Origin of the sequence: Halorubrum sp. C191, from assembly GCF_002727095.1 — an archaeon.
GTDB classification, from domain to species: domain Archaea; phylum Halobacteriota; class Halobacteria; order Halobacteriales; family Haloferacaceae; genus Halorubrum; species Halorubrum ezzemoulense.
In genome coordinates this window covers 141,373-163,114 of record NZ_NHNZ01000025.1, presented here as the reverse complement: position 1 = coordinate 163,114, position 21,742 = coordinate 141,373, and the positions used below count along the sequence as shown (strand labels likewise).

The following is a 21,742-nucleotide window of genomic DNA, read 5'->3' as shown; positions in this document are numbered from 1 at the left end:
CCGAGAGCTACGTCAGACGACGGTGTGAGAAGGAGGCACCGCAGTCGGGGCGCTACGCGTCGCGTTCGTCGTCGGGGTCGCGGGCCTCATCCGCGAGATAATCAGCCACGCTTCGGAAATACTCCTCATCGATGCCGGCGGGCAACTGCGGCGTACCCTTCATCCGGTCATCGAGCACATCGTAGCCGACCACGAGGCCGGCGCCGATTGCGAGGAGAATCCCGCCTTCGAGGTACACGCCCTCGACGAGAAGCGGCATAGCGGTACTGATCACAGCGATACCAACAGCCAGTAACGACTTTTTCTTGGTTTCGGTGTTCATGATTCGCCGGTGAGAAGCGGTTCGAGTCGTGGATCGGTTACCCCGCGCAGGTACGTCCACTCCCCGCGCGGTACGCCCGGGTCATCCCACGTCGGATAGTAGTGCCGCGGATACGGCCGGCTGAGGTCCCACGTCGGAACGTGCGGAAGCGGATGGACTTCGTAATGTCCGTACACCTCGACGCCGTCGCCGCCGTCGAACAGGTGAACATGATACTGACACTCCCGCGGATCGAGGTCGTCGAGGCCGGTGCCGCCCGCCGCGTCGGGATGCCGATCGGGGATGCGGGCAAACGAACCGGCGTCGATCTCGCCGCGTCTCGGGTGTCTCTTCGTCGCGGCGAGCAGGCGGTAGGAATACCCCCGCTCACGAAGCGATGCCCTCAGCGCCGCCGTCTCGCCGTCATATCGACCGAGATATTCGGCCTCCCTCACCTCGTACGACGTGTACGGCAACACCCCCTCCAAGAGGCGAGCGGCCGCTAATCGGATCGTGTGTCGTCTCATAACTCGATGACTGTAAACTCGATTACAGAACCTCTGCCAACTCTATCTCGCCAACGTACGGGTATTCTCGCGTCCCTTGATACTCGATGTCCCACGCCGTCAGGATGTAGGTGCCAGCCGGGAGCGACGCATCGGCCGGCACCGACACGTCACAGGTCAACTCTCCGTTTGGGAGCGTATCGACGAACTGATTCGGCGCGTCCGGCACCGTCCGAACCTCCGCCGCCTCGACACGACTCCCGACCGCCTTCAGGACGGCAAACTGCTCGGCGTCGAGTTGGATCGGGACCGTCACCGTCGGCACGCCGTTCTGTTGGCTACGCGTCTCGTCTCCGACCTGCTCGTCGACGAGCGGCAGAGTGCCGGCCGGCCACGAGAACACCCACGGCGCATCAACGACCGACACGAGTTCAGATTCGGTATCGCTCGCCGTCTCAACCGTCGCGATCCAGTCGCCAAGTTGCGACCCGTCGGGTGTCCATGTCAGCGTCTGCGTCGTCGTTTCGCCGGCGCCGAGTTCGACTTGATTGACATCCACCGTCACCGCGTCGGGACTCGACTCGATCGGACTCCGGGCGCGGGGTTCCTCAAGACCGAGCGACAAGTCCACGCGAGACGCTGGAGGTGAAACCTCCTCGACACTCATATCAAGCGGTGCGACACGAAGCTCACTCCACGGCGGAGAGATGGACGCAGGCGGTCGTATCGTCACGAGGTCGAAACCATCGCGTCGTAACCGACGAAACGCGCCAAACGCTGTATCTTGACGTTCGACATCACCCGCTCGACGATAGTGTGACAGGAAGTCGAGTTTCGCTTCCTCGATTACCGCTGTAAGCGATACCGAATCGTGTGTCGTCTCGACATTCGCCGGCGTGATCAGCACGTCGGTCGCTGAACCGGGCGACGCCGGGAGTGCCCACGCCGTCGGCGCCGCCCACGTCGCTGTGCCGGACCCTGTCCCCGTGGCGATCGGGGCTCGTGTCATCCCGATCGAGCGGGTGACGGCGCCGTCGCCGCGGCGTCCGTCGGCCGTCAGCGATCGGGCGATGGTCGCGGTCCGACGGACGATCGCGTCGCCCTGTCCGGCGCCAGTCGCCGTCCGCGTCGCGTCGCCGCTTCGCGTCGCGGTCGCAGCGCCGGCGCCGCTGGCCGTCGGCGAGCGCGTCAGGGTCGCCGTTCGCGAGACGGTCGCGGCGCCGGGCGTGCCATCGGCGACAGCGGTTCGCTGGTGGTACGTTCCGACCCCGCTCGTCGCCGTGGCGTGATCGGTGTAGCGGACGACCCGGTAGTCGTAGTTCGTCTCGCTCGGCGGCGTGTCGGTGTGCGTGGTCGTCGACGGGGCGAGGCCGGACGCGACAGTCGTGACGGTCGCGAAGTTGTCCGTCGAGCGTTCCACGTCGATCCCGCCGTCGGTGGAGTTGTCCTGATTCGTCCAAGTGAGGGTGACATCGCCGCTGTCGGCGTCGAGTGTGGGGGCGCTCGGCGGTGGGAGGTCAGTCGTAAAGGTCGCGGGCATTACCGATCAAACACCTCCTCGTGGTCGGTGAACACGCTCGCGCGGGTGACGTACGACTCGCCGTTTTCGAGGCCCGTGAGGGTATGGTTGATGGTCCGATATGGCGAGTCAACACCCTCTTTCCAAACGTCAGGATCTGCCACGTAGATGTCTGGCCCAGATGTTTGTGTACTGTAGTACATTCTGAAGTATTCGCCCGGGTCGCCATTCTGACCGTCTGAACGGGCTTCATAATACTGATATTTATTCGGGTCAGGATCAGGCTTCACTACCCATTCCCCTTCAAATTGCCCTACGCCCCAACCAACAACTTGGTCCCACTTCGCATAGAAGCCGACGTGGATGTAGTTCCCTTCACCTTCAAAGTCAGGAAAATCGTCGGTCGTAAAATGATTCGTGAACAAGTCGTCAAACCGTCCATCAATCCGTTCCAAACGACCTACAATTTCAAATCCATCCTGCGGGCCAACATTTTCCACATCTGATTGAAAACCTGTTTTATCCCAATATCGAGGGAAGCTCACAGGCGCGAGATCACCGCCGTTCTGCGTCAGGTCGCCGCCGCCGACCCACGTCGGGCTGTTCTGAAGCGTACCGTCGTTGCCGTTGCCCGAATAGTCGACGAGCGTGTCGCCCGAACCCTGATTGAACTCATACCACACCTCTGATGATGTACATCTTCCTTGGGAAATCGCATCTCGTTCGGAGGGGCCATATGTGTAGTTACTTATTCCGACACGATATACACTCCCACCAAGTGGTAGGCCTCTGCCCTCGCGTGCGCCGATAGTTGTGATAGTATTTTGGAGTGAAGGGTCAAGTGATAAGTTACCTTCTCTAAAAACTTCGGAGCCATCAACGTATAGAGCAATCGCCCCTTCAGCTCCATTTAGGATCACGTCGTGGACCTCTCCGTCGTTGAACCCCGAACCGACGCCATCCGCGCTGTAATCGCCCCACCGCAGATAGAATTCTCCGTTTTTCATAAACAGCGCATATCCATATTCACCATCATATCTGTCGATGATCATTTGAAAGTCTCCCGTCGGTTCTGCCGATACACGAGCGTAGAGAGCGCCATCTTCAGTCAGATTTGCGTTAGGGACTTCGACAAACCCGCCACTATCAAACTCCAGATACCCGTCTTCCCCGACGTACGCCCGATACCCCTGCTTGTTATCGGCGTGGTCCTGAAACTGGATGTCCGCCTCGTGGTCGCGAACGTCGACGACCTCCAGGTCGGTCGGCGCGGGCAGGACTGTCGTTGCGTCGACTTCTGTCGACAGGTTGGATTCAGCCATGATCAGTCGTGTGAACTAACGCGGTAGTAGTATCGCTCGCCGTCCACGACATCGGTATCCACGAACGGCGGACTCGCCACGTCAGCGACCTGCGTGTAGTCACTCGCCGTCGAGCCCGACGACTCGGCCCGATACACGTAGTAGCCCGCCGCAACGTCGACGGGATCCCACTCGACGGTCAGCTCGTTCTCGGCGGTCGCCGACACGGCAACGTTCTGTGGCACCCCGTCGGCAGTCGTGAACGAGAACGTCGGCGAGGTCGTCGTTTCGAGCCCGTCGTCGGCGACGGCGTACCACTCGCACACCGTCGCGAACCCGAGCCCACTCCACTCGACGCTCGTCGAGCTGCCGCTCGGCACGTCGGTCTGGGTTTGCCCGATCTGCGTGTCGTCGCTCGCGTCGTAGAACGTCACGTCGACGGGGTTGCCGTCGGGATCGTTCACCTCGACGGCGAGCGTTGGACTTCGCGACACACCCGTCGCGCCGTTGGCGGGCTGCTCGGCGTCGGCGGTGAACCACGGCGGGCCGTTGATCGTGACGCTGGCCGTCCCGCTCGTCGCGGTCGCGTGGTCCGTCGAGCGCTCGATCCGGTACGCGTAGGTCTCGGTCCCCTCGACCGTGGTATCAACGTAGCTCGTCGTCGACGGCGACAGGCCGCTCGCGACGGTCGTCACCGAGCTAAACCCGTCCGTCGACCGCTCGACGGCGATCGAGCCGTCCGATGAGTTATCCTCGTTCGACCACGAGGCCGTCGCTTCATCCTGGGCACTCTCGACGGCCGCGAGCGACGACGCGCTCGGGAGTGGCGTAACCGCCGACACGGACGCCCCGCTTGCCGTCTTTGACCCCACGTACGCCTCGACGTAGTACCAGTACTCCTCACCGTCTTCGAGGCCAGTATCCGTGTACGAAGTGGTGTTCGCCCCGAGGTCGGCCACCTGCGTATAACCGCTATCGGACTGCGAGCGGTACATGCGGTAGCCGTCTTCGTTTTGCGAGTTGTCGGTCCACGAGACAGTGACCTCTCCACGAGTGGACGTATCGAGGCCCGTCCCGCTCGGCGCAGCGGGAATGGTCGTCGCGGATGCCTCCGCTGTCGTTGCCGTGTCATCGACGGTGTACGCCTCGATGACGTAATGATACTCTGTGCTGTCGGTGAGGCCAGTATCGGTGTATGATTCCGTATTCGCCGAGAGGTCCGCAACTTCGTTCGCTTGTGTTCGATTGACGCCAGCTGAGGTATCGCGATAGACGCGATAGCCGTCCTCGTTCGCCACGTCGTCACTCCACGTCAGATCGACAGTCGACTCTGTCGTCGACGAAACAGCGAGTGACGAGGGCGATCCGTCGACATATTCGATAGCGTTGAAGTAATCAAATTGGACCTTACCGCCACCAGCACCAAGACCAACCTCTGTAAGTTCGTTAGGGCTATTATAGAAATTCTGAGAAGTTGGTCCATATATGACAGCATCGTCGGAAATTCGCCTCACCCGAAGGTCGTACGTTTCTGATTGCCAATCAATATTTGTGAGTTTGATTTCATATGTCGTTTCATATGAGAGACTTGGTGTCACCGTCGAAAAGCCGGTAGACTGAAGCTTTAAACCGCTTTCTCCGATTCGGAGTTGCGCTAATTCAGGGGCACCCGTTCCTTCCTCTTTCAGATAAACATCTATATCATACTCAAACAACCGCACTAAGAATGAGAACGTGTCTGGCTGATACCCACCTGAGTCTCTAAACGTCTGAGCGAAGGCCGAACCAAATTCACTAATCTCTCCAGCCTGCGACCCCTCTAAATTATTCGTCTGAACATGAGAAACATCCGAGGAGTTCCAGTCGCTCCAATACGGTGATTTGGTCGACAGGCCGTCTTCTTCGAAGTCATCGATGAGTGTCATGTATGGGTGGTTACTGTTCGGTGATCTCGAGCGTCAGCGTCTCTGTGCCTGCGCCGCCGAGGTTCGTGACCTCGACCGGGATCTCGAGCGGTTCGCCCGCCTCGACCGGGCTGTTCGTCGACTGGATCGCTACCTCAACCGCCGGCCCGAGCAGCTCCGCGGGGTCGCTCCGCGTGGTCGCGTGGGCTGTCGACCGCACGATGCGGTAGTAAATCGGGTCGCCCGGCGAGATCGACGTATCGACGAACTCCGTGTCAGCGAGTGCGAGGCCCGTCGCGACTGTCGTCCACGTCGCACCGCCATCGTCGGACCGCTCGACCCCGATACTCCCGTCGGGCGCGTCGTCGGCAAGCGTCCATGTGACGACCACCTCACCCGCGTCCGGCTGGTACTGCGGCGTGACCGACACGGGCGGCGGCAACGTCGTGACGGCTGACACCTCTGCCGACGGCGCTGATTCGCTCATCGTGTTACTGCGGCAGGTTGACCGTGTGCTCGATCGTCAGCGCATCGCTGCTTCCCACGATGGCGTTCGCCGGGTCGCCGCTCTCGTCGCGGAGCTGGTCGTCGTGGACTGACGACGACGTTCCGCTTCCCGTGTGGAGTTCCGACTCCGAAAGTTCGACTGGCGTCGAGATGTCGGAGTCGCCCCCCGAGATGTCGACCGTCAGCGTGACGGGGTTCGTCGACGGGTCGCCCCACGACGCACGGCCGTCGTTGTGGATGTCGATGCGTGTCTCCTCGTTGCCGGCGTCGTCGATCAGCGCGATGTACGCCCAGCCCGAGGCCGAGACGATGTGTTCGCGCAGGTCTTCGTAGCCAGCGGCGTTGAAGTCGCTCATGGTTTGGATTCACTCGTCTGCGTACGGCACTCTGCTCCGGACGGTTAGCTTCCGATTCGACAGAATGACGCGATCAAGGATGTCGCCGCGATCGTCAATTGTTCGATCGACCTCGATGAGTCGAACTTCTTCATCGATCCCTGACGCGGGGATCGAGAGATGGTATGTATCACCGATTTGCGGATTTGACGAGAGTTTTGACGGGTCGATTTGAACCTCAACTTCGAGGTATTTGGGCGCTTCAGCGACTTCGTTGGCGAGCCGAGTCGCCCGTGCTTGAAGTCGGGATGAGTTCGTCGAGTTGATCCGATCGACCTTCCAAACTTCTCGCTCGTCCGACGCCACGGAAACCGCTTCGGCCTCCTCATACACCGTCGGGTCCGATTGAGACACCGCCCGAACGTGTGTCGTGTCTTCGCGGACCGACCGCCGTATTCGCGGCTCCCCGATGATCGCTCCTGACGACGGCGACAGCGTTTCGTTTTGGTCTGTCCCCCGGCGTTCGAGGTAGTCGACCGTTCCATCCGGGTGATACTGGATGTCGGCCGCCGTCGATCGCGACAGGCGGCGCAACATGACGGCCGGAGCGACATGCTCGGCCGAATATCCGAGAGACGCGGTCGTCTCTTCGATTGTCCCCGCGGTGATGGTCGATGGCATTACGTCGACGAGATCCGCCGCTATCGACGCGTCTGACGCATCTGACCGACTGAACGACGGCGGCGGTTCCATCTCTCGCGGATCGCGCTCCCACGAGTCGATCTGAACCTCCACCGTTTCACCCCGGAACTGCCAGTCGTCGAGCCGACCGCCGAAGATGTCGGCTCCATCCGCATCGACGACATACAACTCGTCATTTCTCCGATCGAGCCGGCCGACGACGTTGAGCCACTCATCGCGGAAAACGACCGCAGTACACCGCTCCACTTTGTCTAACGACCGCTCAATCCGGATACTCGCAAGCGTGACGAGTTCCTCGTCGATCGCGACGGGCGTCGGCACGACAAGCTCCGACACCCCACCGGACTGGTGTTCGATGCGGAGGGTGAGGTCAGATACGGAACTCATTATTGGTTATACGGATCGCGGCCAGCGCGCCGGTCTTCCGCGATGTCGAGCGCACGAAGCACCTCTTTCTGCGATACGTCGCCGGCGTTGAGTTCATCCAGCAACGCGATGACACGATCCAACTTCGAGGCTAACTCACGAACAGCGTCGGACGTATCGAAGCCGTCCGCGACCGACTCGGGATCGAACGACGCACGCCCCCGATCGTCGACCTGCGCGTCAGGAAGAACACGCTCGCCCGAGTGAAGGACGGCGCTGCCTTCCTCTTCGACGAACCCGCCGGTCGCAAGCCCGGTTCCGTACCCCGGATTTCCGATGCCGCCAACTGGACCATCACCGGGATCGTAGGAGGGATCGTCGTCATCGTCATCGCCTACATCACCGGGAGGGGTCGCACTCGGGGCGTCGCTCGGATCGTTCGGATCACGCCCGCCGACGCTTCCCCCGTCATCGTCATCGCCGCCATCATAGGAACCGTCAGAGGAGCCGTCAGATGAGTCGTCAGACGATCCGCCACCAGACGTATTGTCGCTGATGAAGTCAGGCGGGTCCGGCCAGTCGATATCGAGGTTACCGTTAAACGCCTCCTCGACGATGTCGGGCGGCTCCGGCCAGTCGATATCGAAACTGATTGCCGTGAACACCGACTCGACACTATCGACGATAACCTCCGCGGCGTTCTCAAGCACCTGTGCCGCCGTGGTTCTCAGGTACTCGGCGATATCGCTAATTAGCTGCGGAATTAGGGAGTTTCCGATGAGGCCATCGTATAGACCCTGGAACGCCGAGAGGATGACCCCAACGAGTGCGTTAAACGCGGCCTTGATATCCTGATACGCCTCGCCGCTTCCGATGTAGGTAGCGATGTCGCCGATCAACGACCGGACGATCCGATACACCTCACCGCCGATGCCGAGCGTCGCCCTGACGACCGAGGTAATCCCGTTCATCAGGGACCGGAACACCGCCTTCACGTCCGAGTACGCCTCGCCGCTCCCGATGTAGCGAACGAGGCGGCCGACGAAGCCGGCGATGATCGTGAACAGTTTTCCTCCGACGCCGAACAGCATCACGAACACCGAGCGGATCGCACTTCCGACCGCCTCGAACGCGTTATGAACGTCACGCTTGCCGACGCCAGTTACGAACCAGACGACGCGGTTGATACCCGAACGAACCTTTGAGGCGACCGTATCGAGCGCAGAACCGGCGACATCAGCGACGCCGTTCCACGTTCGCGTTGCGATCGACTCGATATCGGAGAACGCCGCGTCCCAATCGCCACGAATCACCGAGAGACCGAACGAGACGGCGTCGATGATCGATTTTACTGCGGACTCAACGACAGGGACGATCTGATCGAAAACCCGCTGTGTGACGCGCTGAACCGCGCTTATCTCGGCTTCATGCGTTGTAGAGAAGTCCGTAACCGCATCGGACAGGTCGCCCAAGAGACCGATGGCGTTCTGAACGACCGTAATGAACGTCTCATAAAACTCCTCGTAAAGCGAGAGAATCCGGCCGCCAAACGTACTGACGAACCACTCGCCGAGGTCGACCACCGCAGGTATGACGCGATTTACTATCACGTCGACCGCGCCGCGAAGTATCGGGACAACTTCACGCTGGAACGCCCGCGCCGTCGTACGAACACCTTTCTCGACACGCTGGCTATACACGCGAGCGAGGCGCCGGGCCGTCGGAACGACTCTTCGCTCGATAAACGCCGTCAGGTCCTCGTATATCGGCAGAGCGTACGAGGCGATGAAGTCCGTCACATCCTTGAACACGGCACGGACATCGTCGCCGTACTCCGCACGCAGGTCCTCGAACGCACCAACAGCAGCTTCGACGACTTCCTCAGTCTTCTCCTGAATCCCACCGAAGTTCGAGGTCCAGAGCGCGGCGAGGCCAGCAATCGCAGCCCCGACAGTCGAGATTGGACTTGTTAAAACGTACAAGGCAGCAGCGAGGCCGGCGATGGCACCCTTTCCGACAGTACTGAGGTCGTTGAACCACGCAGACAGCTCGCCACCCAACTCGATGAGCTTCCCGATCGCCGGGTTAAGCGCCTCGACGACCGCCGCGGCCGCACCCAACAGCAACCGAGTGAACGATCCGAGCATCGGACCGATTTCGGAAAACTCCGCGAGGAACGTCTCAACCCACGCCGAGAGAGCCGTCGTCAAGCGGTTAAATCCGGAAACCACCCGGTCGACCAACGTGCCGAGAGCAGCCATGTTCTGCTGATACTGATCGCGCCCCAGCACGTCCAGAAGCCGCTGTCCCGACCGGATACCAAACTGAAGGAAGTCCTTGATGAGGGGGAAGCCCGTGTTTTCGAGGTAGTCAACGAGGCCCGACCCGCTCGTTCGGAGGAACTGAACCATCGGGTCGAAGTTAATCGACTCCAGCGTATCGCCGAACGATCGGATGAGTGGCGGCAGCGCCCCGATGCCATCCTTGATCAACGGAATAAATTGCTCACCGAACGCAGTAACGGTCTCTTTCGCAGCTTTCGTCACCGGCTGAAAGGCCATCGCGAGCGCCCCAGCCATTTCCGTCCCGTCTTCGAGCTTCTTCTCCTGCTCTTCGAGGGTTTTTAGACGCTCACGCTGCTGTTTCGTCAGCTCACCCTGTTTGTCCTCTAACTGTTCGAGCTGACGGATTTTCGCTCGGGTCTGTTTCAGCCGCTTCTCGTTCTTTTTCGTGAGTTCCTCGGTGTACGCGGCGAGTCCGGAGCCAACTACCGCCGTCGACGCCCCGGCGATGCCCGCAAGGCCAGCGGCCATCGACTGAATCGCCCCGCTGATCGGCGTCGTGATGAACGCCGCGATCGAGGCGTTCCGGAAGGTGAGCATCGAGTTCGCCGCCCGACCGATCCGACGCTGAAGCGTCTCCGTCTCGCGGCGGGCACTATCGAACTCGTCGCCCATCTCCTCGGCTGCGTCGCCCGCGCGATTCGCTCCGCGGACGAACTCACGAGAACTGAGCGACAGAAAGCCCTCTAAATCGAACGCATCGCGGTCTACCATGTCAGTTCACCTTCCGAAAAATCGCCGCTGGCTTGGCCGTTCGACTGGTTTCGTTCGCCCTGTTCGATCCACGCCTGCTCGTGGAAATAGCGAACTTCCGGCGGCAGGTCGCCCCACTCGTCGGCTGTTTTGCCGTACGACTGGAGCATCTGCGCGTAGCCGACGCCGTGATCAGACCTCGCGAAAGTCCTCGATCGCTTCCTGATCCTCGATGTCCAACTCGGCCATTACAAGCTCCTCGAACGCCGACTGAACCGTCGACATCGAGAAGCCTTCCCAGAACTCCTCATCCATCTCGTCATCAACCGCATGATCGGCCAGCGTCTCGAACACGAGATCGATCAGCGCTTCTTCCGCGTCGGCCGAGCCGTCCATCGCACGACTTCGCAGCCGCATCGCGCGGCGGGCAACGCCGACGCCGACGGGACGGAACTCGACCGGCTCATCGAGAACTTCGACCATGCGGCGGCGCTGCGACCGCTTCTGTTCGAGCCGTGCCTTCGTCGTCGCGTATTCCTCACGCTGCTGTTCGGCGGCCTCCTGTTCGTCGGTGAGGGTGTCGAGTGCCTCGGTCGCAGAATCGGGGTTTTCAATACTCATGGGATGGCGTTAGGCGGTCGAGCCGATCGAAGCGGCGTTGACGATGAAGTCGCCCTCGACCATCGCGGTAAACGCGATCGTCGGCGGCGTCGTACTCGGGTCGATGTCGTTAACCAGCACCTCGACATCGCTGGCACGATGGACTAACTCGAACTCGGAGGGGCCGGGATCGTTGGAGTAGTCGAGTTCATCACTCGAGTACGCGATCTCGAGGTAGGCGTCCGAACCGAGTTCGCGCGCATCCGACGAGAAGTCGAGCGCCCCGCTGTCGTCGACGATGCCGAGCAGGTTCAGCGCCGACTGATCCGTCGACAGCGCCTGCGTCACTTCGATGTCGATCTGATTGTTCGTCCTGTACCGCTGCGTCCGGCGAGCGTTCGCCGGGTCGAAGGAGTCCGTTCCCTCGTCGATGGAAACGGAAAGGTCATCCTTCGTCGCCAACGCGAGAACCGTCCGCACCGGATCACTTCCCGAGTCATCGACATGGATGACATTAACGATACTCCCCTCAACTTCGCTGCTGCTGGAAGTTTCAGTCGTACTCATGGATCGTTAATTCTGATATGTCGGATGAAGCCCGCTCGCCTCGACGCCAATCTCGACGACGCCGAGGTAGCGGTTTATCGCGTCCGACCACGCGACCTCTTCTTGCCGGCTCACGCCCGTCGAGCGCCAGCCGTCGCTGTGCTGCGTCAACTCATCGACCACGTCAGAGAGCAACCGCGTCAACGCGAGCGTGCCGTTGTTCTCGACGTACTCCTCGGTGCCGTCCACTACCACGCGAACCGTCGCGGACCCGCTCTGCCGCAAGTTCTCTCGGTCTGTGCCGGTGAGCGAGGCGCCGACCGCGACACGGGGATCGAGGTCGTCGTTCCTCTGCGCCACCGCGACCGGCACGATATGCTCCGACGGGACCGACAGCGCCGACTCTAACCGACCGATCGCCTCGATTTGTACGTCGTCAGCGCGCAGGGTCATAGTCCGACTCTGTCAAGCGCGTCCTCGATCGCCTGATCGATGCGGTCAATCGCCCAGTCGATGTTATCCTCGAACGCCGGCCGAAGGTACGGCTGCGCTTCGAGCCCCGTTCGCGAGATACTCCGTGCGACGAGGAACGCCGCCGTCTCCGGCTCATCGGCGTCTAACACGACCTCAGCCCACCGCCGGAGTTCCGACGGCGGGGGAAAGTGGCCCGGATCGGTGCCGTACTCCTGCGGCGCCGCGTGGTCTTGGTTCGACCCGACCGCGATGCCGACTTTCTCTTGCCCCGTCTCGATGACGGCGGCCTCGATACTCGATTCGAGGTCGTTCGAGACGCCCGTCGGCGCGTTCCGCCGTGCTTCGCCGGCGATCCGTTCGCCGATGTCGACCGCGGCCTGTTCCATCTCCTCCGCTAAGGCGTCCGGCGCGCGGTCTAAGGCACGCACCAACTCGTCGACCGAAAGGTCGCCGAGGTCCATCCGAAACTCAGCCATCGTCAGTCAACCGGGTTTAACGTCGCGCGGATCGACGCGACCGTGCCGAACCGAGGCATCCGGTTCTCCTCGATCCCACGCACCTCGAACGCCGTCGGCGCGGCATCAATCTCGACTGTGTCGCCTTCACGGAGGTCGACATCCGGGGCGAAGCGGGCCGACGCCGGACGTTGAACCTCCTCGCCGCTGTCCTCGCGGATGAACTCGGTCGACTCCGACTTGAACGAACACGGCACGTCCTCGGCGACGACCTGTGTCTCGTACAGCGGCTCGCCGATCTCGTTGGTGCCGGTCTGCGACCGCCGCTTGATCACCGCCCGGTGCGGGCGATTCAGCGTGTGGCGATGCCGGGTCATATCAGCATCGCGCCTTCGTAGTACGAGTCGACCTCGAACTGCTTTACATCGTTCCGGATCGCCCGCAACAACGCCTGATCCGACTCGTAAGAGGTGGAGCCGTCGATCGACTCCGAGGTGACGCCGTCGGCATACTGGTTATGGAGCCGCCGGCGCGTGAGGCGAACGATCGCCTCTTCCACCGGCCCCGGCACGTCGTCGAGGCCATGTGTATACGTCACCTCGATCGACCGGCGCTTCGTCGGCCATGCGTCGCGCTCAGCGTCAGGCGTCAACTCCAGATGCGTCGGCGTAACGACCGTCTCTGCGATTTCAACATCGGCACCGTCTACACGCCACGTATCGATCGAAACCGCAGAGACATCGGAGACAGGGACGTTAGACAACGGCAGATCCGTCGCCGGCACGTTCGGCGGTCGAGCGAGGGTTTCCGTCGTCGTCGATCGCGTCAAGTCACCCCCGACCCACTCGGTCACCCGCTCGACCGCCGCGTCGCCAGCCTTCTCGATGACGGCTTGATACTCGGCATCCGTCATCCCGAGCGACGCCGCATCGTACGGTACTTCGCGCTTGAGTTCTTCAACAGTCAGTACGTCGTTCGCCATAAATTCGGGGTTGAGGGCGTCCCGCGGCTATCGAAGCGTTACACCGCCGTCGTTCCGATCGAGACGATGCCGGTGCCGGCTTCGTAGCCGCGATACTCGTCGGCCGACGTGTTATACCACAGCTCACCGCCGTCCAGGTCGGCCGGATCAGGATCCGACGCGAGGCGCTCGACCGCCATCGAAAGCGGCCGGCCGTCCTCGTATAAATCGCGAATCCGTGCGTCCGTACTCGACCCGTGACCTCGATCACTCATGGTTTGACGTGAGGTGTGTTACGCCGTTAGGCGTTGATCGTCGGGTCCTCGATGTCGGTCATCACGAGTGCCGCGTTCTCGTCCTCGATCTGGAAGTCGAGGCGAGCGCGGATCGCGTACTTGGCGAAGAGGTCCTTGTCGAAGACCTCGTCGGACTCGTCGAGCACGTCGACTTCCACGTCGCGGTGGAGCCCGTAGATGAGATTATCCGTCGTCGTGAACATCGCCTTATCGAGCGGGAAGACCGGGGAGGCGATGATGTCGTGACCGAACGGATTGTGTTCCTCCTCACCGCGGATGACTGCCACGCCGAGGCCGTCCTCGCGGTCGACCAGTTCACCGAAGTACTGGTTAACGTGATGGGTGTTCACGAGGAAAGCCGGCTCGTCACGCAGGTACTTCGGCTCCAGCGCCCGCATCGCCTCGTTGAGCTTCTCCGGGCTGACCGGCTGGGGGTTACCGTTCGAGTCCGCCAGCGAGTAGGTGGGCGCCCCGCGAGCCGACGCGAGAGTGAACCACCCGTCCTCGATGCCGATAAACGGGTCAGACTCCGCCTCGTCGCCCTTCAGGGCCAGCTCCTCGGTGTCGACCGCGAACTGCTGGCTCATCTGCTCCATGACGATGTCCGGCACGTCGTCGATCGTGTCCTCGACCGCCTCCTGCGGCAGCGACCACTTGAGGTCGATCTTGGTGACCGACATCGGCACCGTGTCAGTCGTCACGTCTTCCGTCTCCGAGTTGTCGACCCGCTCGCCGGATTCGCGGATCATCCGCTCGCCGACGCCGATCCGCGGGATCTTCATCTGCGGCCGAGGGAGGTCCACCGTCCGGACCTCGTCGAGGAGTACGGACTCGTTCTGAACGAGTTCGTAGAACTCATCGAAAAGGTCCTCGGGCAGGACGCCGCCGGCGAGTTCGCCGTCGAGGTCGATCTGCTTGTCGATACTCCGTGCGTCGCTACGAGACACGTCGCTCATCGTTATCGTTGAGAAAACCGTCAGTTGATCGCCGCTACCGCGTTACGCGCCGAGGAACAGCTTTCGCTTGGCCTTCTCCGTCTCCGACAGCTCATCGTCGCCGTCCTCGCCGCCCGACTCCTCGGAACCGCCGACCTGCTGCGTGCCGGCAGTCGCCTTCGACACGCGATCGACACGGTCATCGAGCGCCTCCACGTCCTCGCGGAGCGACTCGACCTTCTCCGTTAGGCCGTCAGCCCACTCCGGCGTTTCCTCACCGTCGCCGGCGTCGGCCTTTTCGACTTCCGCCTCGACCGCATCGACGCGGTCCTCGATCTCGTCCATGCTCTTGCTGATCTGTTCCACGTCGTCGAGCAGGCCGGTGGCCCACTCAGGTGCGTCTCCGTCCATTTGTTTGAACACATCCGCAGCGTCAGTTGACGCGCTATCCGGTACTCCGGTCATCGCCTTCGCGACATCACCGAGCGAGAAATCGTCGCTCTTGTCTTCGTCGTACATCCGCGAGTCGCCTTTATGGCAACTCACACCCTGCGCTTTCAACATCTTCTCGGCCATGTCGTGCGTGGCCTTCGCCCGCCGAACGTTCTCCTTCGACAGCGTCTGCCCGACCTTTTCCGCGACGGCCGACTCCTTCTCGTCGACCGGCACACACCGCGGGTTTCCGTTCGGCTTCAGGCCGACCATTTCATACCCGTCCCAACACGGATCCTCGCCCTCATCGAGGCGTTCGATCCAGTTGTCGTAATACGGGCTCTCATCATCGTCGCCATCCATGTCGTCGCCCTTGTCCGTGTCCTCGGCCGCATTACCGGCGTCATCGGCGGACTTGCCTTCCATCCACGAGCCGCACATCTGCTCGGCTTCGTCGCGGCTCATGTCGCCGTCTTCCGTCAGCGTCATTACACAACTGCCGAAATCATCGAACTCCTGTCCGTCTGGCCCTGTAAACGGCTTTTCTAGGTCCTCGGCATCCATGTATCACTAATGAGTATCACTTCGCGAACGCTACGCCACCAACTCACTCGACGATAACTGAACGCCACTCACTCGGGAGCGGTTCGCCGTCCGGATGCGACACGACCTTCGTGTATCCGTCCGCCAACGACTCCGCGACCGCGTCTTCGTCGTCGCCTTCCATGAACGCCATCGCGTCGACGAACGCCGACTCGCCACGCAACTCGCCGTCGACGTACACCGCAGTCGGCTCGTACTCGCCGCCGTCCGTTCGGTGTTTGATGAGCAGCATTATCGTGTCACCGTCATGTTTGGGTCCGCAAGCTCCTCAATATTCACGACGACGTTCTCGACCAACTCATCGTCCCACGCCGACAGTTCCTCGCGTAACTCCGACTTGAACGCCTCCGTATCCAACTCACGAGCCAACGCCCGACTCCGATTCAGGATGTCCCGCTCCAACTCGCTGTGACTTAGCGATGTAACGACCTCTAACGACTTCGCGGCGCGATTAAGAGCGCGATCGGCGTTATTCCCCGAACCGGTGCCGGGATCCTCGTTCGATAGCCGTCCGGCCGAGTGATCGATGTCGATGAACCCGAGGTTGCCGTCGTCGTCGACCATCACGTTATCGCCGTGAGCGTCGTTGTTTCCGACGATCATCTGAACCGCGGCGGCGTCGATCGCCATCGCTTCGTCGACCGACTGGCCGGCGGCGCCCCACACGCGATCGCCGTCGAACTCTTCGCCGATGACCGCCTCGTGGGAGCCGTCGCCGTCGATGTGGGTGTGCGGCGGCACCGTATTTCCGATGAACGCCGCCAACTCGTCGTCTAACTCGGCACCGATGCGCCGACTGCCCTCATACGCGATCATCTGCCGGTCGGCCGTTCGGGGGTCGGCCCCGTCGACGGCATCCGCGTCTGCCGGCAGATCGGCGTCGTCTCCGTAGTGCGTAACGAAGCCGGTCGTTCCATCCTCCAACTCGACAACTTCCATCGACGTGGCCGTCACGCCCGTAGACGCGTCGTCGGCGTCGTATATCGACTGCCGGCTTGTGATGTCGTCGAGCGTCGTCGACTCCCACTCTTCGTGATCGTCGCGAGTAAAGTGCGCGTCATCGGGCGCCGTATCACCGACCGGCTCCGGATTCGCCTCCTCCGGATCGTCCGGCACGTCGTCGATACTCGTCGCGCGGTTCGGCACCCCGTCGACGGTTACCTCTGACTCCGGATCGAACACCGCCGAGACGTTGGCATCGTTTTCGTCGAGGTACGTCAGCGTCTCCTTCGTCGACATCCCGCCGAAGTCCGGGGCATCACTCGGCACATCGAACGGCCGCTCGACGAACTGCCCCGTCTCGGGGTCGCGCGGGTGGAGTGCCGGATCGAACTTTTCGACTTCGGCGCCATCGTAACTCTCGACAAGCGGCCGCCCCGCCGCGACCCACTCGGCCCATCGGTTCAGCCACGCCTCCGTGATGCGGTCAAGTGAGTCCGGCCAGACGGGAATCGCCTCGATCAACTCCTCACGGCTCGACGCGGCATCGATGAGGGACTGCTGTTTGACAGCGCTCCGCGCTTTCCATACGGACTCCGGCACACTCATCGTCGATCACCCCGCGACCTCTGCGGCCGCCGACTCAGTCAAGTCCGCCTGCCCGCCGTCGTCGTTCCAAATACCGACGTAGTCCTCGGTTTCGGCGTCGAAGATGTAGCCGTTCTCGGTGATTCGATACCGCTCGAACATCCCCGGATCGAGCGTGCCGTCGCTGGCCGCCGCATGGACGCCTTCGGGGCCAAGCACCCCGAACCGCGGCGTCGACGGGTCGACTTTGAAGAGCTTCTCCAGCAGCTCGTCCTCGTCGATCGGGTCACCCTCTGCGACGCGGATGTCCTCGGGGTCAATCGCACCGCCGAGCATCGTGACTTCCTCCTCGGTCGGGTGCTGATCGTGGGTCAGGCCCTGAACCGCGACGATTTCCTCGGGGTCGGCGTCATACTCCATAACGCCCTGCCCGTTGAACATCCCGCTGCTGGCCGTCGTGTAGTCGGTCGACCACGACTGAACCGACGACATCCCCGTGTACTTCGACGACGCGCCGCGGTAGATGGTGATCGTGCCGTCGGGGTTGACCTCATCAGCGATGTTTGAGTTCATCATCGGCGAGCCGCCCTCGTTAGCCGCCTCGATCTGGTCGGCGATGCGGTCCTGATGATCCCCCAGCGCGTTTTTGACTGAGTCCGGCGGTTCGATCGGGGCGATCGGCTTTTTGTCGTTGTAGTAGTTGACGTGCGGCCCGTCTTCGATGCCCGCCATCATTGCTCGCACCGCGTAGGAGTTTTTCGAGGAGGTCGTTCGGGTGTGGATTTTACCAATGGCTCGCATCCGATCCATCGGCGTCATCGTTTCGTCGAACTGGAGGTTCGCCGCTTTGTGGTCGACGTTTCCCTCTTCGTACATCCGCCGGCGATCCTCGGGGTCGGACAGGAACGACGCGCCCATCCGATACACCGAGTATTCGCGCTGCTGCCCGATCGCTCGTTCGTCGAGCTGCTCGATGAGGTCGTCGGCCGTCCCTTCTGGCGCCCGCGACAGCAACGCCGCGGCGCCGTTATTCAACTCGCCGGGGTTGACGCTGTCCTCGTCGTGGTCGACGCCGTCGACGTAGTCATGCGGGTCATCGAACGAGTTGAAGTTGCGCTCGTCTTTCTCGAACACCGCCTTCTCCAACGCGTCGCGGATCTCGTCGTCGGTGAGGTTATCGAGAAAGTCGTTCCACGCGCCCCACTCGTTGAAGTCGCCGTTTCGCGCCTCGACGTGCGCCGCGACTTCGACGGCCGTTTCACGGTCAAAGTCACTCCAAACCGTATTCTGCCGCGTTTCCGGAACCTCATCAAAGTCGACATCGCGGATATCCTCGGGATCGCTCGCCTCAGGCATCCCACGGAGCCGCTGTTCGAGGCGTTTCCGGGTCGTCTTCGCGCCGTTGTTCTCGACGACCTGCTCGTACGCGTCTTCGACGAGGTTCGGGTCCTGAATCGACCCGGCGTAGGTGTTGTACGTCGTCGCGTTGATGTCGGTCGGATCACCGCTATCGACGCGTTCGGCGAGTTCCTCGTTGAACGCGACCGCTTCGTCGTGGTCGACGTTCGTGTCCAGCGTTTCGGTCGACGGGATCGTGTAGCCGCCGACGAACCCGCTCGACGAGTCCTCGTAAAACGTGTACTCTTCATCGCTGACCGTCAATTCACCGCCGAGTTCCGTGTCGACTTCCATCCCGTCCGTATAGTCGGGGCTCCACGTCACCTCGACCTGCTTTGGCTCATCCATCCAATCGGCGTCGATATACGCGGTGTCACCGACATCGAGGGATGCGGGGTCGTCGATTTCCTCACCAGGGCCGAACACCGCCGCATCTGTGGCCGTCTCTGCGGTTTCACCGGTATCGCTGGTGTCTCCATCATCTTCGGGCGTTCCGAGGCGTATCTCCTCCTGCTCGAATCCGACCAGCGAGTATGACTGGCCGTCGTCAGTTTCGATGTCGAGATTAGTTCCGCCTTGATTCGTCACTTCACCCCGGATCGTATCGCCCGGCTCGACGCCGGGCTCCATCACGCCCTCGGAAATATCGATCTCGACGCGATCGCCTTCATCGACATCCTGAGGCTCGACCACCGTGTCAAACACGAGGTCCTGTTCGTCATCGGTATCGCCGAGGTCGTATGCCTCATCGATTTCAAACGGAGAGAAGTGATTGGTGTCCTCGCCGCCTTCGTCAAGTACGAGGCCGCCGCCGTCCAACGTATTCACAACTTCGCCTTCGTGATATTCGTCTTCCTCGTAGTCGAACGCCCCCTCGGCGGTGAACAAACCGACACGATCGCCGGTGGAGACATCCGCAGGTTCAACAGGCGTTGCGGAGTCCGGAACGACTGGAGGGATATCGCCGGTATCGATCTCGTCCTCATCGTCGCCGGAATCGACGACATCGTAATCGACGACATCGAGGTCATCGACTGTGTGAACACCGTCTCCCGGTCCGAGGTCGACGCCGACCGTTGAGGAGCCAACAGCGACGACGGACCCTTCAATTGATCCAGTTGTCGCGGTATCGACGCGCACTACTTGGCCCTGACTCACTTGCTCGGTGAGCTGCTCGTCGATCGTCGGGTCGAACTCGTCGGGATCGCCGAACCCGTCGACATCCTCGGCGTTGAACGTGTAATAGCCGTTCTCGTTTTCAACAGCGACGGAGAAGTCACCGGCGTACGCAACTTCGGCATCGTCGATGAGGCCTTCCTCGGGCGAGTAGAGGGAAACACTCGCATCGTCCGGCAGCTCCGTGATGTCGTCGTACTCGTCGAAGTTAATCGACGGGTCGAGGTCATCGAGGTCGTCGGGCGAAACACGGACGCCTTCGGACTGGTACTCGAACACGGCCTCCTCGCCGTCGATTTCGATCCAGCCGTCTCCCGTGTCGGTCACCTCACCGGTCGGGTTTTCCGGTTTCGACGGCACATCAGCCTCGACGGTCATGCCCTCCTCGATATCGTCGATGACGTGGGGATCGAACTCCTCGAACTCGTCCGTGTCCACCGTCGACGCATCAACGACCGCCTCATCCGACACCTCGCCGTCGGCGCGGACCTCGGCGACATCGCCGACCTGAACCATGTTGATTCCGTCGTCACCTTGATCGAGGTCGATCCAGCCGTCGTCGGTACTACCTTCGACGGTGCCGCGCATCGTCACGCCCTGCTCGGTGTCGATCACGACTTCGTCGCCGCCACTCAACGCGTCGACATCGAGGAGGCGGCCGGGGTCGGCCTCGTCCGCTTCTTCGGGTATCTCCTCGACCGACGTAGCGTTATTCGGCACACCGTCAACGGTGACGTTCGCATCGGGGTCGAATATCGGATCGACCGGCCCGCCGTTCTCCTCGATGTACGCGAGCGTCTCTTTGGTCGACATCTCACCGAAGTTAGGAGCGTCGTCGGGCAGGTCGAACCGACGCTCGACGAACTGGCCGGTATCCGGGTCGCGCGGATGAAGCGCGGGGTTGAAGTCTTTCTCGACCTTCGTGGCTTCGGTCGCCGTCTCGGTGATTTCCGGGCGGCCGGCGGCAATCCATTCCGCCCAACGGTTGAGCCACGCCGTGCTGATCGAATCGAGGCCCGGCGGCAAGACGTCGACCTGCTCGGCGAGGGCGTCGATGTCCGACTGCCCGCCGTCGCCATCGGCGGCGCGGGTCAGCGTCCGGAGCGCGTCGAGGATCATGCCCGCGGCGCGATTGACAGGCGATTGCTCGCGCGTCTCTGCCGTCTCTGCGGGTTCAGGGACGCCGGAGGGGGAAACGTTCGCGTCGGTCTGTTCGTCCAAATACCGCCAGAGACGCCGCGCATCGTCGGGGTCATGTCCCCGCTCGGTGAACACGTCGACGAACTCCGACTTCCCGCTAATGTCGTCGATGACACTCTTTCCAAGCTTCCCCAACTCGCGGAACGTCGCCCGCGGCACCGCCGGCACGTCGACATCCGACACTTCGCTGATCCGACCGTCGACGATCTCCGTCGCCGGCCCCTCTTCGATCGCCGGGGGGAAGCGCACATCGCGCGGCACCTCCGCCGCGGAGCCGTACTCACGCTCGTCGAACACGGCACCGCCGATCGAAAAGCCGTCGAGGATACCGTCGCGAACGAGCTGCCAAAGCGCGTCGTCGTGGTACTTCCGCGTCGCGATTAGCGTCCCCGCGGGAAACTCCGTCTCGCCGATCGTCGTCGGCTCGTCGACGACTTCGTAGCGAGTCAACTCCGCCGCGTCGTCAGGGAAGGCGACGTGAAGGACGCCGTCGTCGGGGTTCGGCTCGACCATGCGACGAATCGCATCGGGCCGAGCGAAGTCGCGCTGGCGGTCGACCTCGTTCGGGATCATGACCGCCCCGGTCGCTGTTCGGGCCTCGGTGTCGACCTTCTCGATTTTAACCGACTTCTGTAGTGTGTCCGTCATATCTTCACTTTGATA

General features: G+C 61.9%; 22 protein-coding genes. All 22 read right to left on the bottom strand.

Annotated features, from left to right (window positions below; genetic code table 11):
* Positions 1–52: 52 nt before the first annotated feature.
* Positions 53–322 carry a hypothetical protein gene (locus Z052_RS02130; RefSeq protein ID WP_144049977.1) on the bottom strand — a complete coding sequence of 90 codons (270 nt, stop codon included), beginning with the start codon at positions 320–322 and terminating at the stop codon, positions 53–55.
* Positions 319–828 carry a hypothetical protein gene (locus Z052_RS02125; protein WP_144049976.1) on the bottom strand — a complete coding sequence of 170 codons (510 nt, stop codon included), beginning with the start codon at positions 826–828 and terminating at the stop codon, positions 319–321. Before Z052_RS02125 ends, Z052_RS02130 begins: the two co-directional genes overlap by 4 nt.
* A gap of 22 nt (positions 829–850) precedes the next feature.
* The gene (locus Z052_RS02120; protein WP_099288719.1) at positions 851–2,347 is read right to left on the bottom strand and encodes a hypothetical protein; all 1,497 of its coding nucleotides are present in this window, start codon (positions 2,345–2,347) and stop codon (positions 851–853) included.
* Positions 2,347–3,648, bottom strand: coding sequence for a LamG domain-containing protein (locus Z052_RS19630; protein ID WP_144049975.1), 1,302 nt, complete (start codon positions 3,646–3,648; stop codon positions 2,347–2,349). Before Z052_RS19630 ends, Z052_RS02120 begins: the two co-directional genes overlap by 1 nt.
* A 2-nt stretch (positions 3,649–3,650) precedes the next feature.
* Complete coding sequence (locus tag Z052_RS02105; protein ID WP_394338377.1) at positions 3,651–5,552, bottom strand: fibronectin type III domain-containing protein; 1,902 nt, start codon at positions 5,550–5,552, stop codon at positions 3,651–3,653.
* Between the two features lie 10 nt (positions 5,553–5,562).
* Positions 5,563–6,018: a hypothetical protein gene (locus tag Z052_RS02100; protein ID WP_144049973.1), complete on the bottom strand. Its 456-nt coding sequence runs from the start codon at positions 6,016–6,018 to the stop codon at positions 5,563–5,565.
* A gap of 4 nt (positions 6,019–6,022) precedes the next feature.
* Entirely contained in the window at positions 6,023–6,394 is a 372-nt protein-coding gene (locus Z052_RS02095; protein WP_099288714.1) for a hypothetical protein, read from the bottom strand.
* Positions 6,395–6,403: 9 nt separating this feature from the next.
* On the bottom strand, positions 6,404–7,462 hold the full coding sequence (locus tag Z052_RS02090) for a hypothetical protein (protein WP_099288713.1): 1,059 nt from the start codon (positions 7,460–7,462) through the stop codon (positions 6,404–6,406).
* Positions 7,462–10,323 (bottom strand): hypothetical protein, encoded by a 2,862-nt coding sequence (locus Z052_RS02085; RefSeq protein WP_206746941.1) that lies wholly within the window; start codon positions 10,321–10,323, stop codon positions 7,462–7,464. The genes Z052_RS02090 and Z052_RS02085 overlap by 1 nt, the downstream gene beginning before the upstream one ends.
* Positions 10,324–10,490: 167 nt before the next feature.
* Positions 10,491–10,646, bottom strand: a complete 156-nt coding sequence (locus Z052_RS20085) for a hypothetical protein (protein ID WP_158228655.1) — start codon at positions 10,644–10,646, stop codon at positions 10,491–10,493.
* A 22-nt stretch (positions 10,647–10,668) separates the two neighbouring features.
* Positions 10,669–11,097, bottom strand: coding sequence for a hypothetical protein (locus tag Z052_RS02080; RefSeq protein ID WP_099288711.1), 429 nt, complete (start codon positions 11,095–11,097; stop codon positions 10,669–10,671).
* Positions 11,098–11,106: 9 nt separating this feature from the next.
* Positions 11,107–11,643 carry a hypothetical protein gene (locus tag Z052_RS02075; protein WP_144049971.1) on the bottom strand — a complete coding sequence of 179 codons (537 nt, stop codon included), beginning with the start codon at positions 11,641–11,643 and terminating at the stop codon, positions 11,107–11,109.
* Between the two features lie 6 nt (positions 11,644–11,649).
* A complete protein-coding gene (locus Z052_RS02070; protein ID WP_099288707.1) occupies positions 11,650–12,075 on the bottom strand; it encodes a hypothetical protein in 426 nt (141 codons plus the stop codon).
* Positions 12,072–12,572, bottom strand: a complete 501-nt coding sequence (locus tag Z052_RS02065; protein ID WP_099288705.1) for an HK97 gp10 family phage protein — start codon at positions 12,570–12,572, stop codon at positions 12,072–12,074. Before Z052_RS02065 ends, Z052_RS02070 begins: the two co-directional genes overlap by 4 nt.
* A 2-nt stretch (positions 12,573–12,574) precedes the next feature.
* A complete protein-coding gene (locus Z052_RS02060; protein ID WP_099288703.1) occupies positions 12,575–12,928 on the bottom strand; it encodes a hypothetical protein in 354 nt (117 codons plus the stop codon).
* Positions 12,925–13,533, bottom strand: coding sequence for a hypothetical protein (locus tag Z052_RS02055; protein ID WP_099288702.1), 609 nt, complete (start codon positions 13,531–13,533; stop codon positions 12,925–12,927). Before Z052_RS02055 ends, Z052_RS02060 begins: the two co-directional genes overlap by 4 nt.
* Before the next feature lie 38 nt (positions 13,534–13,571).
* Positions 13,572–13,712 (bottom strand): hypothetical protein, encoded by a 141-nt coding sequence (locus Z052_RS20080; RefSeq protein WP_158228654.1) that lies wholly within the window; start codon positions 13,710–13,712, stop codon positions 13,572–13,574.
* 101 nt (positions 13,713–13,813) lie between these two features.
* Entirely contained in the window at positions 13,814–14,764 is a 951-nt protein-coding gene (locus tag Z052_RS02050) for a phage major capsid protein (protein WP_099288701.1), read from the bottom strand.
* A 42-nt stretch (positions 14,765–14,806) separates the two neighbouring features.
* Positions 14,807–15,664: a hypothetical protein gene (locus Z052_RS20075; protein ID WP_158228653.1), complete on the bottom strand. Its 858-nt coding sequence runs from the start codon at positions 15,662–15,664 to the stop codon at positions 14,807–14,809.
* 118 nt (positions 15,665–15,782) lie between these two features.
* Positions 15,783–16,010, bottom strand: a complete 228-nt coding sequence (locus tag Z052_RS02040) for a hypothetical protein (RefSeq protein ID WP_099288700.1) — start codon at positions 16,008–16,010, stop codon at positions 15,783–15,785.
* Positions 16,010–17,326: a hypothetical protein gene (locus Z052_RS02035; RefSeq protein WP_144049970.1), complete on the bottom strand. Its 1,317-nt coding sequence runs from the start codon at positions 17,324–17,326 to the stop codon at positions 16,010–16,012. The genes Z052_RS02040 and Z052_RS02035 overlap by 1 nt, the downstream gene beginning before the upstream one ends.
* Before the next feature lie 6 nt (positions 17,327–17,332).
* The gene (locus Z052_RS02030; RefSeq protein ID WP_099288698.1) at positions 17,333–21,727 is read right to left on the bottom strand and encodes an XkdF-like putative serine protease domain-containing protein; all 4,395 of its coding nucleotides are present in this window, start codon (positions 21,725–21,727) and stop codon (positions 17,333–17,335) included.
* Positions 21,728–21,742: the final 15 nt, after the last annotated feature.

Coding starts and splice junctions, on each gene's coding strand:
- Z052_RS02075 (WP_144049971.1), bottom strand. CDS start 11,643: ATGAGTACGACTGAAACTTCCAGCAGCAGCGAAGTTGAGGGGAGTATC.
- Z052_RS02035 (WP_144049970.1), bottom strand. CDS start 17,326: ATGAGTGTGCCGGAGTCCGTATGGAAAGCGCGGAGCGCTGTCAAACAG.
- Z052_RS02125 (WP_144049976.1), bottom strand. CDS start 828: ATGAGACGACACACGATCCGATTAGCGGCCGCTCGCCTCTTGGAGGGG.
- Z052_RS02040 (WP_099288700.1), bottom strand. CDS start 16,010: ATGCTGCTCATCAAACACCGAACGGACGGCGGCGAGTACGAGCCGACT.
- Z052_RS02105 (WP_394338377.1), bottom strand. CDS start 5,552: ATGACACTCATCGATGACTTCGAAGAAGACGGCCTGTCGACCAAATCA.
- Z052_RS02050 (WP_099288701.1), bottom strand. CDS start 14,764: ATGAGCGACGTGTCTCGTAGCGACGCACGGAGTATCGACAAGCAGATC.
- Z052_RS02080 (WP_099288711.1), bottom strand. CDS start 11,097: ATGAGTATTGAAAACCCCGATTCTGCGACCGAGGCACTCGACACCCTC.
- Z052_RS02090 (WP_099288713.1), bottom strand. CDS start 7,462: ATGAGTTCCGTATCTGACCTCACCCTCCGCATCGAACACCAGTCCGGT.
- Z052_RS02060 (WP_099288703.1), bottom strand. CDS start 12,928: ATGACCCGGCATCGCCACACGCTGAATCGCCCGCACCGGGCGGTGATC.
- Z052_RS02030 (WP_099288698.1), bottom strand. CDS start 21,727: ATGACGGACACACTACAGAAGTCGGTTAAAATCGAGAAGGTCGACACC.
- Z052_RS02085 (WP_206746941.1), bottom strand. CDS start 10,323: ATGCTCACCTTCCGGAACGCCTCGATCGCGGCGTTCATCACGACGCCG.
- Z052_RS02055 (WP_099288702.1), bottom strand. CDS start 13,533: ATGGCGAACGACGTACTGACTGTTGAAGAACTCAAGCGCGAAGTACCG.
- Z052_RS19630 (WP_144049975.1), bottom strand. CDS start 3,648: ATGGCTGAATCCAACCTGTCGACAGAAGTCGACGCAACGACAGTCCTG.
- Z052_RS20075 (WP_158228653.1), bottom strand. CDS start 15,664: ATGACGCTGACGGAAGACGGCGACATGAGCCGCGACGAAGCCGAGCAG.
- Z052_RS02070 (WP_099288707.1), bottom strand. CDS start 12,075: ATGACCCTGCGCGCTGACGACGTACAAATCGAGGCGATCGGTCGGTTA.
- Z052_RS02120 (WP_099288719.1), bottom strand. CDS start 2,347: ATGCCCGCGACCTTTACGACTGACCTCCCACCGCCGAGCGCCCCCACA.
- Z052_RS02065 (WP_099288705.1), bottom strand. CDS start 12,572: ATGGCTGAGTTTCGGATGGACCTCGGCGACCTTTCGGTCGACGAGTTG.
- Z052_RS02130 (WP_144049977.1), bottom strand. CDS start 322: ATGAACACCGAAACCAAGAAAAAGTCGTTACTGGCTGTTGGTATCGCT.
- Z052_RS20080 (WP_158228654.1), bottom strand. CDS start 13,712: ATGGCGGTCGAGCGCCTCGCGTCGGATCCTGATCCGGCCGACCTGGAC.
- Z052_RS02095 (WP_099288714.1), bottom strand. CDS start 6,394: ATGAGCGACTTCAACGCCGCTGGCTACGAAGACCTGCGCGAACACATC.
- Z052_RS20085 (WP_158228655.1), bottom strand. CDS start 10,646: ATGCTCCAGTCGTACGGCAAAACAGCCGACGAGTGGGGCGACCTGCCG.
- Z052_RS02100 (WP_144049973.1), bottom strand. CDS start 6,018: ATGAGCGAATCAGCGCCGTCGGCAGAGGTGTCAGCCGTCACGACGTTG.